This window comes from Mesorhizobium sp. RCAM 05104 (assembly GCF_059683645.1).
Map to the genome: position 1 here is coordinate 4,385,857 of NZ_CM185033.1, position 15,212 is coordinate 4,401,068.

Genomic DNA, 15,212 nt, shown 5'->3' on the forward strand with positions numbered 1-15,212 from the left:
ATTATCGTATCGGTCTGACTATCGTGCAACCGATTGCAAAATGCAATCGGTATTGCAGGAGAGGAGACAGTGCCGCCATGACGACGATCGAACGCCCCGAAATCATCTCCGAGGCCTTTGGCGATCCGGCAAATCCACCGCTGCTGCTGATCATGGGCGCGATGGCCTCGATGCTGTGGTGGCCGGAGGCGCTGTGCCGGAAGCTCGCCGACGCTGGCCTGTTCGTGATCCGCTATGACAGTCGCGACACCGGCCGCTCGACCAAATATCCGCCGGGAAAGCCGCCCTACACGTTCGACGACATGGCGGACGATGCGATGCGTGTTCTCGACAGCCATGGTCTCCAGAGCGCGCATGTGGTCGGTATGTCCGCGGGCGGGATGATCGCCCAACTGGTGGCGTTGAAACACCCCTCGCGCGTCATCTCGCTGACGGTGATCAGCAGTTCGCCAATCGGGATGGACACGTCGCATCTGCCCGGCACGACCGCGGCCTATATCGAGCACTCCACCGAGGGAGCGAAGGTCGACTGGTCGAACCGCGACCAGGTGGTCGATTTTATCGTCAAGGACGCGCGGGCGATCGCAAGCACCGCGCATCCGTTCGACGAGGCGCGGATGAGAGCCTTCGTCGAGCAGGACTACGACCGCTCCGGCGGCTTCGAGAGCGCGACCAATCATTTCATGCTCAAGGGTGGCGACGCTTGGAAGGGCCGCCTGCGCGAGATGACGGCGCCGCTGCTGGTCATCCACGGCACGGCGGATCCGATCTTTCCGGTCGAGCATGGCGAGGCGCTGGCCGAGGCGGTGTCCGGCGCGAAAATTGTCCGCATCGAAGGCGGCGGCCACGAACTGCATCCGGACGACTGGACGGTGATATCGGCGGCAATCGTCGCCCACACCCGAGCCAGCCAAGGCGGGATGGGCCGGATCTTGACGAGCAAGGCTTGCCGCAATAGTTAAGTAAATGCTTCAGTGTTTAACCCTTGGCAGATGGCAAGGCACCCGCCACCGACGACCCTTGAAACAGGCGAGAAAAAATGTCCCTGACGCTTCATTTCCATCCGCTGGCCTCCTTCTGCTGGAAGCCGCTCATCGCGCTCTACGAGAACGGCATACCGTTCACTCCGGTCATCGTTGATCTCGGCAATGCCGAGTCGCGCGCGGCCTTCCTGAAGATTTCGCCGAGCGGCAAGATGCCGGCGCTGCATGACGGTGCGCGCCATCGCACGGTGCTGGAATCGACCATCGTCATCGAATATCTGGCCGCCCACTATCCGGGGCCGGTCGAACTCGTTCCCACCGACACCGACTTGGCGCTGGCAGTTCGCCAGGCTGATCGCTTCCATGATTTCTATGTCCAGGAGCCGATGCAGAAGATCGTCGGCGACCGGTTGCGCCCGGAAGGCAAGACCGACCCATTCGGCGTCGAGCAGGCTCGCGCCCAGCTGCGCAATTCCTACGCCATCATCGAAGAGGACATGCGGTCGAAGAGCTGGGCGATGGGCGAGGTCTTCACCATGGCCGATTGCGCGGCGTCTCCCGCGCTGTTCTACGCCAACAAGGTCGAGCCGTTCGGGGACAGATATCCCGCCGTGAAACGTTATCATGACCGCCTCGTGCAGCGGCCCGCCTTCGCGCGCGTGATCGAGGAAGCGCAGCCCTACTTCAAGCTGTTTCCCTACAACAATGGCTGATCGCGATGCTGCATGATCCTGCCCAGCTCGACCTGATGTTCCAGGCGCTCGCCGATCCGGCACGGCGACAGATGGTCGACCGGCTGTCGCGAGGTCCTGCTTCGGTCAGCCAGCTGGCCGAGCCGCTGGCGATGTCGCTGTCGGCCGTCGTCCAGCATCTGAACCTGTTGGAGGCGAGCGGCCTTGTCCGCACACAGAAGCTTGGCAGGGTGCGCACCTGCCAGATCGAACCCACGGCGTTGAAAGCGGCGGAACACTGGATCAATGAGCGGCGTCGCGCCTGGGAGCGCCGGCTGGACCGGCTGGGCGAGTTTCTCGCCGAAACCAAGGATGAGACTTGAAGGAGGCGATCATGACCAAACGTTCCGTCGTCCATTCCACCTTCGTCGTCGAGCGCCTCTACCCGGCGGCGCCGTCGAGGGTCTTCTTCGCGCTCAGCAATCCGGCCGCAAAGCGGCGCTGGTTCGTCGATCCTCACGACCCGACACCCAGCCGGCATGAAATGGACTTCCGCGTCGGCGGCAAGGAGGTCAATGCCGGCTGCCCGAGCGACGGACAGATGCATTATTTCAACGCGGTCTATCAGGACATCGTGCCCGACCAGCGCATCGTCTACAGCTACGAGCTGCTGTTCGGAGAAACCCGCGTCTCGGTGTCGCTGACAACGATCGAACTTGTTGCCGAGGGCAATGGCACACGGCTCGTCATGACGGAACAGGGCGCCTTCCTCGACGGCCATGATATTTCCGCCACGCGCGAACATGGCACGGGTGAGCTGCTCGACGCGCTCGGCGCGTTCCTGGGTGCCGAAGCCTGATCGTGTGCTGCTTCAGTCAGGCTTCCCAGAACTGATCGAGCCAGATGTTGAGTTTGAGGAAGCCAGCGTTGCTGACCGCATAGACGCGCCTTGTTCCTTCCGGCCTGGCGTTGACCAGGCCGGCATCGAGCAGCACTTTCAGATGCTGCGACACGGCTGGACGCGAGACCGGCAGCCCGGCGGCCAATTCGTTGACGGTTTTAGGGCCGCGCCGAAGTTCTTCCAGAAGATGGCGCCGGTGGGGGTCGGCAATCGCCATGAAGGCGTCGGAAAAGATCATGCCTCATTTGTGCGGCAAAGCTTTTCGAATCTCAACCGTCTGCTTCTGCTTTTCTTCGCGGGTCAAGCCGCAATGCTTCCGGTGTCACAGAGCGATCGGCTGGTTGCGTGGTGAACGCGTCGCGATCTCCGACCGGTACCGGGGCACGGCGGCTGATGCGCAGCAGCGTATAACCCGCCAGGCACAGATGCGCGAAGGCGGTCGCCAGGAACAGGCCTTCCGGGCGCATCCAGCCCATCAGGGCCGCGGCCAGCAAGGGGCCGATCATCGTGCCGAAGCCATAGAGCAGCAGCAGGCCGCCCGATACCTTGACGAAATCCTCTGATCGGGCGTGGTCGTTGGCGTGCGCCACCGCGATCGAATAGAGCGTGTAGGCGAACGCGCCGTAGGCGGCGGTGAAGACGATGACAAAGACGCCGGAGCGTGGCTCGAAGAGGAAGATCGCCAGCGCGAAAAAGGCCGCGCCGAAGGCCGCGCCGGCCAGCACGAAACGCCGGTCGGTCTTGTCGGAGAGACGTCCGGCCGGAAGCTGCATGGCCGCACCGGCAACGACCACCAGGCTCATCATCAAGGCGATCTCGGCGGTGGAGATGCCGATGCGGGCGCCATAGACGGCGCCCAGCGTGCCCCAGGCGCCGTTGGCGATGCCGATCAACACGCAAGCGACCGCCGACACCGGCGAGTTCGCATAGAGCCCCCTGACGTCGAGCGAGACATCCTGCAGCGGCTTGGGGTGCGAGGCGGTCGAGACCGCGGTCGGAATGAGCGACAGGCAAAACAGGATGCCGGTGATCATGAACAATGATGCCGATTTCACGTCGCCTCCGGCGACGATCATCTGCCCGCCCATGATCGAAGCGTAGGTGACCATCATGTAGAGGCCGAAGACGGTGCCGCGGTTCTCGTTGGTGGCCTTCTCGTTGAGCCAGCTTTCGATGACCATGAAGGCGCCGGCCATGGTGAAGCCAGTGAAAGCGCGCAGCAGGATCCAGACATATTCATCAATGATCAGCCCGGTCAGCAGCGCCACGATGGCGCCCGACGCGGCAAAGGCGCCGAAGGCGCGCACATGGCCGGCGCGGCGCACGATGCGAGGGGCGAAGAAACAGCCGGTGACGAAGCCGCCGGCCCAGGCCGTGCCCATCAGGCCGAGCGATGCGGTCGAGAAGCCTTCCAGTTGACCCCGCAGCGGCAACAGCAGCCCGTGCAATCCAGACGCCGCGAGCAGGAAGGCGGTGCCGCGAAGCAGCGAGAGGATCGGTCTGTAGGTTGCGAACATTTTTTGATCCGGCTCGAGTTTGGCGGGGCGCTGGGTCTGAAGACAGTCGCATTCGGGCTTTTCGGCGGCGAGCTCTCCGGCCCACCCGTCTATCCGCGGCGGAACAGGGCCTCGGCGGCCGATTTGGTGTTGTCCTTGGCCTTGAGTTCGCTTTCCAGCCGGACGATCTCGTCGCGCAGGATGCCGATCCGCTCGGTCAATTCACCGACCGAAAGCAGCGACAGGTCCTGCCCGATCTCGTGCGGGCGGGCCTTCTTCTTGGGTTCGTCGTCGAAGATCGCCATCGTCGCTCCTCCCTCCGCTAAACCGGATTGGCCATTTGCCTGATTTGCCAATGAGCATACATAGGGCAGGGGCGTCGATGCAAACAGCCGATCGGAACGGCGAGGAAAGACGGGAAACTTCATGGCGAGCGGACAGAGAATTCCGGCAAGGATGACGGCCATAGCGATCTCGGAACCCGGTGGTCCCCGGGTGCTGAAACCGGAAACGCGTGACGTGCCGCAGCCGGGACCCGGCGAAATTCTGATCAAGGTGCATGCGGCCGGCGTCAACCGGCCCGACGTGCAGCAGCGCAAGGGCGCCTATCCGCCGCCGCCCGGTGCGTCGGACCTGCCGGGCCTCGAGGTGTCGGGCGAAGTGGCCGCCCTTGGCGACGACATATCGCGCTGGCGCATCGGCGACCGCGTCTGCGCGCTGACGCCAGGCGGCGGCTATGCCGAATATGTCAAGGTTCATGCCGGCAGCGTGCTGCCGTTGCCCGCCGGCTTTACTCATACCGAAGCGGCGGCGGTGCCGGAAAACTACTTCACGGTCTGGCACAATGTGTTCGAGCGGGGCGGCCTGAAGAGCGGCGAGACACTGCTCGTCCATGGTGGCTCGTCCGGCATCGGCACCACGGCGATCCAGCTTGCCTCGGCCTTCGGCGCCTATGTCATCACCACTGCCGGCAGCAAGGAAAAGTGCGACGCCTGCCTGAAGCTCGGCGCCGACCGGGCGATCAATTATCGCGAGGAGGATTTCGTTGCCGCGGTGAAGGAGGCAACGGACGGCAAGGGCGCCAATGTCATCCTCGATATGGTCGGCGGCGACTATGTGGCGCGAAACTACGAGGCCGCGGCGATAGAAGGCCGCATCGTCCAGATCGCCGTGCAAGGCGGCGCGGTGGCCAGCGCCGACTTTTCGAAGATCATGGTCAAGCGGCTTACCCACACCGGGTCGACGCTGAGGCCGCGCACGGTCGAGTTCAAGGCGGCGATCGCGGCCGCGCTGGAGGCGCAAGTGTGGCCGCTGCTCGGCACGCGCAAGGTGGCTCCGGTCATGGATATGATCCTCCCGCTCAGCGAGGCCTGGCGGGCGCATGAGCGGATGGAGGAAGGCGAGCATATCGGCAAGATCGTGCTCGATGTCGGTTAGGCCGTATCGATGTTCAGGTGATGCCGGCCTGCAAATGACGGCTTCCTGCGCTTCCGGTGCTCACGTACTTAAGGACGCTCCGCTCCGGTTCTCGGAAGCCACCATTTTCGACTCGGCCTGACCTGAATCTCGAGACGTCCTGAGCGTGCGCGTCCCTGCCTAAAAGCTGAACAAGAGCTTAATGGTGCAATGCAGCATTTGCATCATTGCTATGCAAAATCGGTCATTCAAGTCCCGATCGATGATCACTATTTGTGCATCATCGAAACGAACAATCCTTGGAGGACTATCATGAACCCGATCCGCGCTTTCCGTAACTGGCGCATGTACACCGAGACCGTGCGCGAACTGAACCGCCTCAATGCACGTCAGCTCAGCGACCTCGGCATCAATCGCGCCGACATCGAAAAGATCGCCCGCAAGGCCATATGATGTTGAGCATGGTCCGTTCCAAGAACCGGACCATGCTGTAGAAGCAAGAGCCGAAGCAGGCGGTTTTGCCGTCGCCGGTTCCGAGCCCGCTGGACCCTGTCCGGCGGGTTTTGTCTTTTTGGGGCCGGTTGGCCTCAGTTTCCCGTAAGAAATCTCGGCAGGCGAGGGATCGGTTGCCGCCGACGCCGCCATCAAGACCGGGCGTGCCTGTCTCGGTCGGATTTTCGCCAGACAGACACCGGCCAGCATGGCCAGCTTGTCGGGCTGCCAAGGAGCGGGGAGCCGTTTCGATAGCCGCAGGGTCCCCGGCTTCTGGCCGATTGCTTCCAAAAACATTGCGAAACGACCCGAGAGCGGTTATACAGGCCGCGAATTTCCCATTTTGGTGGCTCTAAACCACCGCCCGCGCGGGAACGCGGGCGAACGAGAAGGATTTTTGAATGGCCAATACGCTGCTGATGCCCAAGGCGACCGCCGTCTGGCTGGTCGACAACACCGCGCTCTCCTTCGAGCAGATCGCGCAGTTCTGCGGGCTGCATCCGCTCGAGGTCAAGGCGATCGCCGACGGCGAATCGGCGCAAGGCATCAAGGGCATGGATCCGATCATGACCGGCCAGTTGACCCGCGACGAAATCGCGCGTGCCGAAAAGGACCCGAACCAGCGCCTGAAGCTTTCGGATCCCAAGGTGCGGGTGCCGGAGTCCAAGCGCAAGGGGCCGCGCTACACGCCGCTGTCGAAGCGCCAGGACCGGCCGAACGCAATCCTGTGGCTGGTGCGCAACCATCCCGAGCTCAAGGACGCGCAGATATCGCGTCTGGTCGGCACCACCAAATCGACGATCGAGCAGATCCGCGAGCGCAAGCACTGGAACTCGGCCAATCTGCAGCCGATGGACCCGGTAACCTTGGGCCTTTCCTCGCAGATCGACCTCGACATGGAAGTCAACCGTGCTTCGCGCGGCCGCGAACAGGCACAGCCGGTGGGCGATACGCTGCTGCCGGCGGCCTTGACCGAGCGGCTGGTGCCGGCTCCCGAGAAGCCGAAGGACGAGGATGCCGAACTCGATGCCAACGCCGTCTTCGCCAAGCTCTCGGCCTTGAAGTCGAAGAATACGGACAACGACGACGACCAGTGAGGTCTTTGACCACGCAAGAAAAAAGCCCGCTTCGAGCGGGCTTTTTTGTGCTGTTCGGCGGTCTCAGGTTCGCGCCGCGCGATCCGGCGCCATGCCGTAGTCCTCGCTGCGCTCCACGGCCCGGTAGAAGTCGGCAAGCTGCTTGCCACGCTCCGGCTTGAAGATGCGGCCGGCGATGACCACCGAGGCGATGCGATCGATGCGGAAGGCGCGAAAATCGTCGCGCATCTCGCACCAGGCGACCAGCGTCCACACCTTGCCCCAGAACCATAGGCCGAGCGGGCGGATATCACGCGCGGTGCCGCGCCCGGCCTCGTCCGAGTAGTCGATGGTCAGCACCTGCCGCTTCTCGACCGCGCGCTCGATCAGGTCAATCGCTTCGCGGGCGGCGTCGCTGACCACCCACATCGGCGTGTGGATCTCGGTGCGGGCGATGCGGTCCTTTTCGGCGTCGGGCAGCACGGCGCCGATCTTGACCAGCGCCTCGTCGGCGGCACGCGCCATGGCAGCGCCGCCAAAGGCGCGCACCATGCGGGCGCCGGCAACCAGCGCCACGATCTCATCACGCGTGAACATCAGCGGCGGAAGGTCGAAACCCTCCCTCATCATGTAGCCAACGCCGGCCTCGCCGTCGATCGGCACCCCGGTCGACTGCAGGTCGGCGATGTCGCGGTAGATGGTTCGCTCGGAAACCTCGAGCCACGTGCCGAGCTTCTGGGCGGTGACCAGACGGCCACCACGCAGATGCTGCACTATCTGAAAGAGCCTGTCGGCGCGGCGCATCGTATGGTTCCTCAGTGTTGTCTCTATGCATGTCGTGGCCCCAAAAGCGGTGCCCGTTCCTGGGCGGCATGCACTATGGTTTCAGTCCTTCGCGCTTGCGCTGCGCGGCGACGAATTCCGCGCCGAAGGACAATTTCCTCGTTGTCGGCGTCTTCGCGTCGAGCACGCGCCAGAAGGGTGCTATGTCGCTCAACGCCATGCCGCGCTCGAGATCCTCAATGGCCGCTTCAGCGACAGTGCGCAAATGATAGCCTGTTGTGACCGGGCATGTCACTTCGGCGCCATGCTCGACGGCAAGTGCCGTGCGCAGTGCACGAACATCCATCTCGACGCCTTCGGGAATCGAGCGGATGAAATCGTCGACCTGTCGCGGCGTCGGAACCAGCATCGGCTGGCCCTCGATGACGTCTCCCATCGTGCGTGGTGTCGGCTTGACGCCATTGATACCAGGCGTGTTCAGCCTGTCATTCCAGCTTTTCATCGATCGTCAACTCCACAGCCGATGGGCGGCAATCTGCACCATCGCACGCGGCTCCTGACAGCATCCTGTCAGGAGCCTTCAGCATATTCCTTGGCAAACAGCGTCCGCATCTGCGCGAGATCGCTGCCTCTTTCGGGATAGAGCGTCTTCAGAAAGGCAAGAGCGAAGGTGCCGGGCGCCGAACCCGGCGCGGAAACGACCGTGCCGTCGGCCACCGCATGCGGCACGTCCTGATAGTTGCGGTCGCCGGCATAGCCGGCTTCGTGACGGTTGATCCAGTCGCGGCCATTGCTGGTGTGCCTGACCTTCTCGAACACGCCGGCCCGGGCCAGCGCCAGCGTCCCAGCGCAGATGCCGCCAACGACGCCGCCGCGCGACGCAACGGATTGGAGCAGTTCGGCGACATTTGGTGGCGCCTTGCCAAACCACTGGTCGGAGCCAATGACGGCGACGGCGTCGAGATCGTTATTTTCATCGGCGCCGGCCGAGCGGTCAGGCACCAGCCGAAAACCGCTGATCCCTGTCACCGGCTTGCCGTCCGGCGTCAGCGACACGGCGCGGGCACCGAACCACTCGACCGCCGATGCCGCCAACAGCCCATACTCCCAGTCGGCAAAGCCTTCGATGAAAAGAAAGCCGATTGTCTTCTGCTCGGACATAAGCTCGCTCCATCCCACGCGCGCCGGACCTTGTTTTCATATCTGGGCGTTGGCGCGCCCACATCCAACCGCTGTGTCGAAGAATTCGTCTCAATTGCCGCGAGGGCGACGGTCGGCATACATGTCCGGCCAGCCGATATCCTTGCGAATGTCCGCCGGCAGCGAGTTCATGAACCGCTGGGTGCGGATCTCATTGCGCATCGTGCGTATCTTGCCGACATAGTGCTGCATGCCGCGCAGAATGGTAAAACCGTTCATGGCTATTCTCCTCTCTATGACTGGAGGCACTATCGCATACCCCTCCTGACAGCAGTCTGTCAGGAGGACGGCAGGGCGCGCGACGATAGCTGCGACCGGCGCATTTCCCTGGGAAAAGCATCGGTTTCGACACATCATGCCGTGCTCTCGGCAGGCTGCGCAGGCAGCCGATCGTTCACCGCTAGAAGAACGGTTCGGTCGCTATTGTTCATCGTTCGGCGACGGACCGTCAGGATATATGGCCTTCAGCGCCTTGGCCGCGATTCTGATATGAAGGGAGAAAATTCTTCCCCAGAAACAGTTCTTCCCCAGAAACAGGGAGACGACCATGAGCCTGCAACTGACAGGAATCCACCATCTGACCGCCATCACCGCCAATGCGCCAGGTAATCTTCACTTCTATACGAAGGTGCTGGGCCTGCGGCTGGTCAAGAAGACGGTCAACCAGGACGATACCTCGGCCTACCATCTCTTCTATGCCGATGGCGAAGCGACACCGGGCACCGACCTCACCTTCTTCGACTGGCCGGTTGGCCCTGAGCGGCGCGGGACGCACAGCATCGCGCGGACCAGCCTCCGGGTCGGCAGCCGGGAGAGCCTTGCTTGGTGGAAGCAGCACCTCACCGGTGAAAACGTCGTGACCGGAGAGATTGCCGATATTGGTGGCTATCCGTCGCTGGATTTCGAGGACCCCGAAGGCCAGCGCCTGCGGCTGGTCAGCGATGGCGGCAACGGCGACAGCCATGCCTGGGCGCAAAGCCCGGTGCCGGTCGAACACCAGATCCGCGGGCTTGGGCCGATCGTCATCAGTGTTCCCGACATCACCAACACCGAAGCGGTCCTGACAAGGGTGATGAACATGCGCAAGGTCCGCGACTATGCCTCACCGGACGGCGAGGGCCACGTCCATGTCTTCGAAATGGGCGAGGGCGGGCCAGCGGCGGAGCTTCATGTCGCCGTGCAGCCTGGGCTGGCGCCCGCAAGACAAGGCGCGGGCGCGGTTCATCACGTTGCCTTCAGGGCGCCAGACCAGGAGACGCTGCATCAATGGACCGCCCGTCTGGCCGAGTTCCGTCTGCCGTCGAGCGGCGAGGTCGAGCGTTACTACTTCCGCTCGCTCTATTTCCGCGAGCCGAACGGCATCCTCTTCGAGATCGCCACCGACGGGCCGGGCTTCACTGCCGACGAGCCGCTTGAAACATTGGGAGAAAGCCTTGCCTTGCCGCCGTTCCTCGAACCGAAACGTGCCTCGATCGAGGCAGGGCTGAAGCCGCTGAGATAATACGTCTCTCGGGGCCGAGCGCGGGGAGCGCTTTGACAGCCGGCCGCAATGCAGGTCAAAAAGCGGCATGTCGAAACTCCTCGCGCCCGTTGTCAGGCTATGACCCTCGGCCAGCCGCTCATGCCGGCCGGCTCAGCCAGACGGACAGGGAATGGTTCCCAGGCGCTGGCCATCTTGGTGCTGGCGGCGATCTCCGCATCGCTCGCCTTCTACAACATCGACTTCCCGTTCGGGATCCAGCCGGATGAGCCGCTCAAAGTGGCGTTTGCCGCGGGGCAGCACGACAATTACGCGCATCCGCCGTTGATGATCGTATTGGCCCGCTTTGCCGGATGGCTTTCCGGGGCGTCGAACGAACACAACTACTTGCTGGCCGGCCGGAGTGTCAGTGCCTTGGCCTGCGTCGCGGCAAGCGTCCTCTTCCATGTCATCTTGCGACGCTACGCAGACGGTATCAACGCCTTCCTGTGGGCCTGTGTTTTCGCGACGTCGCCAGCCATCGCGGTTCATGCGCATTATTTCAAGGAAGACGCTGTCCTGGTCTTCGCCATCTGTGTCGGGCTGCATGCACTGGTGCGGTTGAAGGAGCAGGTCACCACGGTCAATCTCGTCTATTTCGGTTTTGCGCTCGGGCTTGCCGTTACGGCGAAATATGCGGGCGCCGGCAACAGCCTCGTTCTTTTCATCGTGGCGATCATCTACTGCAGGCTCAACATCAGACAAGGCATCATCGTTGCCGCTGCGGACGCGCTGACGGTGGTCGCGATATTTGGCGTGTCGCTGTTGACCGAGACCGGAAGCGGACTTTCAACCGTCATCAAAGGCCTTGGCTCGGAACTGAAACACGCTGAAACGGGCCACGATCTCAAGGAATGGTTCTGGGAGGGCTACGGGCTCACGCATGTCCGCTACCATCTGATTCCCAGCCTCACCGGCCCGACCGTGGCTATCGCCCTTGGGACAATCGCCGTCGCCATCATCGCCGACCGCAACAGATATGTCGCCACCTATGCGGGTGCGGCTTTGCTTTGGCTCTTCCTGCTCGAGCTCTCGCCGCTCAAGCTGGTCGGCTTGATGCGTTACATCTTGCCGGTGGTGGTCTATCTGCTGCTGGCGGCCGGTATCGCCTGCTCCAGGTCGATTGCACCCCGAAACCGGCTGGTCGCCCCCGCGCTTGGGCTCGTCGCCATGATTGCGAGCGCGCATGCCGGCATGGCCTATGTCGCGAACCTGGACCGGGAAACCGATACCCGCTTTGCCGCGATGCGCTTTCTTGAACGGCAAGGCATCACGCGCTTTGTGGTGGATTTTCCAGTGGGAGAACCGGCCCCGGAAACCAGGGACTACCGCAATCTTTCGTCAGTCGATTACCTCGTGTCGCTGAAATTTCAGCGATACCTGCGTGGTGGGGGGCTGAGCGAGCAAGACCCGAGAATATATGAGCTTGCCGGCATGTTCCGCTGCCTCGATGGTCATATGGCAGCGCAATTTTCGAAACCATATGGCGACTATGGCTACGTCGCGCCGACAGTCAGGATCTATGACCTGCGCGATGCGCGAGCCTGCGTCCCCGAGAACGGACCGTAGGCGACCGGGGTCAGTCCCTGCGGAGACATGGAGCTTCTGCCTGCGACCTGCGTTTTGGAAGCAGGTTTTGACAGCCGGCCGCGTTGCTGGTCAAAGGCGGCATGTCGAAACTCCTCGCGCTCGTCATTGTTGGCATCATGGTCATCCAGCTGATCAAGCCGCTCGGCTGGCCGGGGCTGAAACGGCGCAGTGACTTCTGGAAGCTCGCGCTGCTGGCGATGGCGGCGATTTCGATCACGGCGGTGCTGGGGCATTGGGCGTAGCGGGGTGGCCACGGGTGTTGCCGGTCGCCCGCTACACCGGGCGTTGCTCGCCCAGCACCAGGTCGACCAGATGTTCCGCCCAGGCCCGGTAGCCAGCCTCCGAGGCATGAAAACCGTCGGAAGCAAAACCAGCTTCAGGGTTGGTGATCGGTAGGCGGGGCGCCGGCACCGCGCCGCGTTCGAGGCAAAGGCGTTCGCCCATGCGGTTCATCTCGGTGGCGCGTATCTCGAGGATCTTGCCAAGCAGCGAGGGCATGGCCGGTGCGCGGGTGAATTCCAGCACCGGCGACCAGACCACGCGCGCTTCCGGCCATTTCGCACGCAGCGCGTAGAGCAGGCCGCCGAACTCCTTCTTGAAGCGCGGCACCGAATGAAAATTCTTGGTGTCGTTGGTGCCGATGGCCAGCACGATATGCGTCCACGGATCCGCCGACAGATTAGGCAAGACATGGTCGCGGATCTGGCCCGATGTCGCTGAATTGAAGCCAGCCGCCCGCCAGCGCACGGCGCGGCCGGTGCCCTGCGCAATCAGCACGGCGAGTTGCGCGGCAAGTCCGTCCTCGGAATTGCCGATGCCGACCGAGGCGGCCGAGGAATCACCAAGCACCAGAAGCGAGATCGCCGGCGCCTTGCCGGCGAGATCGTGCATGACCGGCCCCTGCGCAGGCAGCATGCGCGTGGTGCGGCGGCGCACGCCGAGGCCCTGCCAGACGTAGACCGGGAAGGCGAGCCAAGTGAGAAGGGCCGGGAAGCGCATGGCAATACCGTGGAATAATCTGCGGCAGCTTTAGCGCATGTTTCGCCGAAGATGAACGCTCTTCAATCGCAGCAACTTGGCGGCGCTACCAGCCTGTCCTGATATTCGTCGTGCAGCCGCACCCAGTCCATCAGGCCGTTGTAGGGGCCAGTTTCGTTGCGGCCCTTCGGTGTCATGTCGAGGTAATCATAGGTGCCGATCAACGCCTCGCCACCGCGGGCGCGCGACATGAAGGTGAGGAAGATGTCGCCATTTTCATCTCGGTAGAAAACACTGGTGCCGGGAAGTTCCTTTGACGTCCGCGGACGGGTCTCGAAATTGTAGGTGGTGTCACCGGCGGCGATCTGCTTGTCGGTGAAGGAGACCTGCATATCGAAGTTGAAATCCGAGGCGTAGGACGACACCCAGTCGAACTTCCAGCCCATGCGTTGCTTGTAGGGCAAAAGCTCAGCCAGCGGCGCGCGCGAGACCACAATCAGCGACACGTCGTGGTGCCTCAGATGCTGGTTTGCGCCGTCGATATGGTCTGCAAGGAACGAACAACCCTCGCAATGATGCGTGCACCCCGGTCCGAACATGAAGTGATAGACGATCAGCTGGCTATTGACGCCAAACAGGTCGGCCAGTTTCCTTGGCCCTTGCCCGGTCTCGAAAACATAGTCCTTCCTGATCTTCAGCCAGGGCAGTTCACGCCGTTCAGCCGCGATGCGTTCGCGAAGTCGCGTCAGTTCCTTCTCACGCGCCAGATGCGCCTTGTGCGCCTGGTACCAGTCTTCGCGCGAAACCACTTTGTTGCGATGCATGAGCCTCTCCCTGTCTGTCATCCCAAGGACGTTCGGGAAGGGCACAAACCGACATCGCCGACTGTTTGTTTGAGCATGATTTATGGACAAACGGGCTCCCGTTTGTCCGAGACAACCGGATTCCCCTTTTCGGGATCATGCTCAGCGCCAGTGGGAACAGGGATGCAGACGCTGCATCCCAAGCCCGGACAAGCCACAAACAAAAACCCGGGCGCATCGGCCCGGGTTTGAGGAGAGACGGAAGACCTGCGGTCAGGCGGCCTGCTCCAGGCTCGCCTTCCATTTTCCGAGCGCGGCCAGGTAATTCATGTGGGCGCGGTGAGTGAAGGCGGCCTGGCCGGCGGCGATATTCGACGCCTTGCCGCTCCATGCTTTCTGCGGCGCGGCCTGCAGCGCGCGGCCATAGGAAAAGGTCAGCTTCCAGGGATGTGGCCCGATGGCATTGATGGCGTTGAGATTGGCGGTCGCTTCCTCGTCCTCCTGGCCGCCTGAGAGGAAGGCGATGCCCGGCACTGCCGCCGGTACGGTCTCGCGAAACAATTTTATGGTCTTCGCCGCGACTTCTTGCGGGCTGCTCACCTTGCCCGATTTCTTGCCGGCCAACACCATGTTGGGCTTCAGGATCGTGCCTTCGAGGACGACGCGCGCCGCGTAAAGCTCGTCATAGAGTTTCGTCAGCGTCGCCTTCGAGACCTCATAACAAGTGTCGATGTCGTGCGCGCCGTCCATCAGCACTTCCGGTTCGACGATCGGCACGATGCCGGCCTCCTGGCAAAGCGCGGCGTAGCGGGCGAGCGCGTGGGCGTTGGAGCCGATCGAATTGGCCGAGGGCACGCCCTTGGTTGTATCGATGTCGATCACCGCGCGCCATTTGGCGAAGCGGGCGCCGAGCTTGTGGTAGTCGGCAAGGCGCTCGCGCAGGCCGTCCAGACCCTCGGTGATGGTGTCACCGGGAAAGCCGGCCAGAGGCTTGGCGCCGGCGTCGACCTTGATGCCGGGAATGGCACCGGCCGCCTTGATGATGTCGACCAGCGGCGTGCCGTCGGCGGCCTTCTGGCGGATGGTCTCGTCATAGAGAATGACGCCGGAGATGTATTTCGTCATCGCGTCGGAGGCGCGGAACATCATCTCACGATAGTCGCGGCGGCTGTCCGCGGTCGATTCGACGCCGATGACATCGAAGCGCTTCTTGATGGTGCCGGAGCTTTCGTCGGCAGCCAGCAGGCCCTTGCCACCGGCCACGATCGCGGCGGCAATGTCTTCGAGACGTTCGCTCATTGTGC

General features: G+C 62.8%; 20 protein-coding genes. 10 read left to right on the forward strand and 10 right to left on the reverse strand.

All coding sequences use genetic code 11. The features are described 5' to 3' along the window. Positions 1 to 77 precede the first annotated feature (77 nt). The 4 genes from AC56QP_RS21465 to AC56QP_RS21480 all read left to right on the forward strand — a co-directional run bounded on the left by AC56QP_RS21465 (position 78) and on the right by AC56QP_RS21480 (position 2,513). Positions 78 to 962 (forward strand): alpha/beta fold hydrolase, encoded by an 885-nt coding sequence (locus AC56QP_RS21465; RefSeq protein WP_489858163.1) that lies wholly within the window; start codon positions 78 to 80, stop codon positions 960 to 962. Between the two features lie 77 nt (positions 963 to 1,039). Beyond that, positions 1,040 to 1,696, forward strand: a complete 657-nt coding sequence (locus AC56QP_RS21470) for a glutathione S-transferase family protein (RefSeq protein WP_489858162.1) — start codon at positions 1,040 to 1,042, stop codon at positions 1,694 to 1,696. A gap of 5 nt (positions 1,697 to 1,701) precedes the next feature. Further along, on the forward strand, positions 1,702 to 2,037 hold the full coding sequence (locus AC56QP_RS21475; protein WP_489858161.1) for an ArsR/SmtB family transcription factor: 336 nt from the start codon (positions 1,702 to 1,704) through the stop codon (positions 2,035 to 2,037). A gap of 11 nt (positions 2,038 to 2,048) precedes the next feature. Further along, positions 2,049 to 2,513 (forward strand): SRPBCC family protein, encoded by a 465-nt coding sequence (locus tag AC56QP_RS21480; RefSeq protein WP_489858160.1) that lies wholly within the window; start codon positions 2,049 to 2,051, stop codon positions 2,511 to 2,513. Between the two features lie 16 nt (positions 2,514 to 2,529). Here AC56QP_RS21480 and AC56QP_RS21485 read toward each other — a convergent pair whose 3' ends face one another. The 3 genes from AC56QP_RS21485 to AC56QP_RS21495 form a co-directional block, all read right to left on the reverse strand. Next, a complete protein-coding gene (locus AC56QP_RS21485; RefSeq protein ID WP_256752652.1) occupies positions 2,530 to 2,793 on the reverse strand; it encodes an ArsR/SmtB family transcription factor in 264 nt (87 codons plus the stop codon). Between the two features lie 31 nt (positions 2,794 to 2,824). After that, entirely contained in the window at positions 2,825 to 4,072 is a 1,248-nt protein-coding gene (locus AC56QP_RS21490; protein ID WP_091578927.1) for an MFS transporter, read from the reverse strand. Positions 4,073 to 4,161: 89 nt separating this feature from the next. Beyond that, positions 4,162 to 4,356, reverse strand: coding sequence for a DUF1192 domain-containing protein (locus AC56QP_RS21495; RefSeq protein ID WP_489858159.1), 195 nt, complete (start codon positions 4,354 to 4,356; stop codon positions 4,162 to 4,164). Between the two features lie 121 nt (positions 4,357 to 4,477). Here AC56QP_RS21495 and AC56QP_RS21500 point away from each other — a divergent pair, with 121 nt between their 5' ends. The 3 genes from AC56QP_RS21500 to AC56QP_RS21510 all read left to right on the forward strand — a co-directional run bounded on the left by AC56QP_RS21500 (position 4,478) and on the right by AC56QP_RS21510 (position 7,056). Next, positions 4,478 to 5,488: an NAD(P)H-quinone oxidoreductase gene (locus tag AC56QP_RS21500; protein WP_489858158.1), complete on the forward strand. Its 1,011-nt coding sequence runs from the start codon at positions 4,478 to 4,480 to the stop codon at positions 5,486 to 5,488. A gap of 291 nt (positions 5,489 to 5,779) precedes the next feature. Then, on the forward strand, positions 5,780 to 5,920 hold the full coding sequence (locus AC56QP_RS21505) for a DUF1127 domain-containing protein (protein ID WP_091578925.1): 141 nt from the start codon (positions 5,780 to 5,782) through the stop codon (positions 5,918 to 5,920). 440 nt (positions 5,921 to 6,360) lie between these two features. Next, positions 6,361 to 7,056, forward strand: a complete 696-nt coding sequence (locus tag AC56QP_RS21510) for a DUF1013 domain-containing protein (RefSeq protein ID WP_091578658.1) — start codon at positions 6,361 to 6,363, stop codon at positions 7,054 to 7,056. A 63-nt stretch (positions 7,057 to 7,119) separates the two neighbouring features. Here AC56QP_RS21510 and AC56QP_RS21515 read toward each other — a convergent pair whose 3' ends face one another. The 4 genes from AC56QP_RS21515 to AC56QP_RS21530 all read right to left on the reverse strand — a co-directional run bounded on the left by AC56QP_RS21515 (position 7,120) and on the right by AC56QP_RS21530 (position 9,237). Next, positions 7,120 to 7,839 carry a helix-turn-helix transcriptional regulator gene (locus AC56QP_RS21515; protein WP_091578656.1) on the reverse strand — a complete coding sequence of 240 codons (720 nt, stop codon included), beginning with the start codon at positions 7,837 to 7,839 and terminating at the stop codon, positions 7,120 to 7,122. A 73-nt stretch (positions 7,840 to 7,912) separates the two neighbouring features. Then, entirely contained in the window at positions 7,913 to 8,320 is a 408-nt protein-coding gene (locus tag AC56QP_RS21520) for a hypothetical protein (protein WP_489858157.1), read from the reverse strand. 68 nt (positions 8,321 to 8,388) lie between these two features. After that, on the reverse strand, positions 8,389 to 8,979 hold the full coding sequence (locus AC56QP_RS21525; RefSeq protein ID WP_489858156.1) for a DJ-1/PfpI family protein: 591 nt from the start codon (positions 8,977 to 8,979) through the stop codon (positions 8,389 to 8,391). Between the two features lie 90 nt (positions 8,980 to 9,069). Beyond that, positions 9,070 to 9,237, reverse strand: a complete 168-nt coding sequence (locus AC56QP_RS21530; RefSeq protein ID WP_256752646.1) for a hypothetical protein — start codon at positions 9,235 to 9,237, stop codon at positions 9,070 to 9,072. A gap of 328 nt (positions 9,238 to 9,565) precedes the next feature. Between AC56QP_RS21530 and AC56QP_RS21535 the strand changes: the two genes are divergently transcribed. From AC56QP_RS21535 to AC56QP_RS21545, 3 genes are all read left to right on the forward strand, one after another. After that, positions 9,566 to 10,519, forward strand: coding sequence for a ring-cleaving dioxygenase (locus AC56QP_RS21535; RefSeq protein ID WP_489858155.1), 954 nt, complete (start codon positions 9,566 to 9,568; stop codon positions 10,517 to 10,519). Between the two features lie 120 nt (positions 10,520 to 10,639). Next, positions 10,640 to 12,106, forward strand: a complete 1,467-nt coding sequence (locus tag AC56QP_RS21540) for an ArnT family glycosyltransferase (RefSeq protein WP_497100374.1) — start codon at positions 10,640 to 10,642, stop codon at positions 12,104 to 12,106. Between the two features lie 101 nt (positions 12,107 to 12,207). Beyond that, positions 12,208 to 12,369, forward strand: a complete 162-nt coding sequence (locus AC56QP_RS21545; protein WP_023757423.1) for a hypothetical protein — start codon at positions 12,208 to 12,210, stop codon at positions 12,367 to 12,369. A 31-nt stretch (positions 12,370 to 12,400) separates the two neighbouring features. Here AC56QP_RS21545 and AC56QP_RS21550 read toward each other — a convergent pair whose 3' ends face one another. The 3 genes from AC56QP_RS21550 to AC56QP_RS21560 form a co-directional block, all read right to left on the reverse strand. Further along, entirely contained in the window at positions 12,401 to 13,126 is a 726-nt protein-coding gene (locus AC56QP_RS21550; protein ID WP_489858153.1) for an SGNH/GDSL hydrolase family protein, read from the reverse strand. Between the two features lie 62 nt (positions 13,127 to 13,188). Further along, the gene (locus AC56QP_RS21555; RefSeq protein ID WP_489858152.1) at positions 13,189 to 13,929 is read right to left on the reverse strand and encodes a DUF899 domain-containing protein; all 741 of its coding nucleotides are present in this window, start codon (positions 13,927 to 13,929) and stop codon (positions 13,189 to 13,191) included. Positions 13,930 to 14,181: 252 nt separating this feature from the next. Next, complete coding sequence (locus tag AC56QP_RS21560; RefSeq protein ID WP_489858151.1) at positions 14,182 to 15,207, reverse strand: class I fructose-bisphosphate aldolase; 1,026 nt, start codon at positions 15,205 to 15,207, stop codon at positions 14,182 to 14,184. Positions 15,208 to 15,212 lie beyond the last annotated feature (5 nt).

Excerpts from the sequence above, each read along its gene's own strand:
- AC56QP_RS21475 (WP_489858161.1), top strand. The coding sequence starts at position 1,702 with ATGCTGCATGATCCTGCCCAGCTCGACCTGATGTTCCAGGCGCTCGCC.
- AC56QP_RS21555 (WP_489858152.1), bottom strand. The coding sequence starts at position 13,929 with ATGCATCGCAACAAAGTGGTTTCGCGCGAAGACTGGTACCAGGCGCAC.
- AC56QP_RS21505 (WP_091578925.1), top strand. The coding sequence starts at position 5,780 with ATGAACCCGATCCGCGCTTTCCGTAACTGGCGCATGTACACCGAGACC.
- AC56QP_RS21495 (WP_489858159.1), bottom strand. The coding sequence starts at position 4,356 with ATGGCGATCTTCGACGACGAACCCAAGAAGAAGGCCCGCCCGCACGAG.
- AC56QP_RS21560 (WP_489858151.1), bottom strand. The coding sequence starts at position 15,207 with ATGAGCGAACGTCTCGAAGACATTGCCGCCGCGATCGTGGCCGGTGGC.
- AC56QP_RS21480 (WP_489858160.1), top strand. The coding sequence starts at position 2,049 with ATGACCAAACGTTCCGTCGTCCATTCCACCTTCGTCGTCGAGCGCCTC.
- AC56QP_RS21485 (WP_256752652.1), bottom strand. The coding sequence starts at position 2,793 with ATGATCTTTTCCGACGCCTTCATGGCGATTGCCGACCCCCACCGGCGC.
- AC56QP_RS21465 (WP_489858163.1), top strand. The coding sequence starts at position 78 with ATGACGACGATCGAACGCCCCGAAATCATCTCCGAGGCCTTTGGCGAT.
- AC56QP_RS21470 (WP_489858162.1), top strand. The coding sequence starts at position 1,040 with ATGTCCCTGACGCTTCATTTCCATCCGCTGGCCTCCTTCTGCTGGAAG.
- AC56QP_RS21520 (WP_489858157.1), bottom strand. The coding sequence starts at position 8,320 with ATGAAAAGCTGGAATGACAGGCTGAACACGCCTGGTATCAATGGCGTC.
- AC56QP_RS21540 (WP_497100374.1), top strand. The coding sequence starts at position 10,640 with ATGCCGGCCGGCTCAGCCAGACGGACAGGGAATGGTTCCCAGGCGCTG.
- AC56QP_RS21550 (WP_489858153.1), bottom strand. The coding sequence starts at position 13,126 with ATGCGCTTCCCGGCCCTTCTCACTTGGCTCGCCTTCCCGGTCTACGTC.
- AC56QP_RS21510 (WP_091578658.1), top strand. The coding sequence starts at position 6,361 with ATGGCCAATACGCTGCTGATGCCCAAGGCGACCGCCGTCTGGCTGGTC.
- AC56QP_RS21515 (WP_091578656.1), bottom strand. The coding sequence starts at position 7,839 with ATGCGCCGCGCCGACAGGCTCTTTCAGATAGTGCAGCATCTGCGTGGT.
- AC56QP_RS21545 (WP_023757423.1), top strand. The coding sequence starts at position 12,208 with ATGTCGAAACTCCTCGCGCTCGTCATTGTTGGCATCATGGTCATCCAG.
- AC56QP_RS21530 (WP_256752646.1), bottom strand. The coding sequence starts at position 9,237 with ATGAACGGTTTTACCATTCTGCGCGGCATGCAGCACTATGTCGGCAAG.
- AC56QP_RS21525 (WP_489858156.1), bottom strand. The coding sequence starts at position 8,979 with ATGTCCGAGCAGAAGACAATCGGCTTTCTTTTCATCGAAGGCTTTGCC.
- AC56QP_RS21500 (WP_489858158.1), top strand. The coding sequence starts at position 4,478 with ATGGCGAGCGGACAGAGAATTCCGGCAAGGATGACGGCCATAGCGATC.
- AC56QP_RS21535 (WP_489858155.1), top strand. The coding sequence starts at position 9,566 with ATGAGCCTGCAACTGACAGGAATCCACCATCTGACCGCCATCACCGCC.
- AC56QP_RS21490 (WP_091578927.1), bottom strand. The coding sequence starts at position 4,072 with ATGTTCGCAACCTACAGACCGATCCTCTCGCTGCTTCGCGGCACCGCC.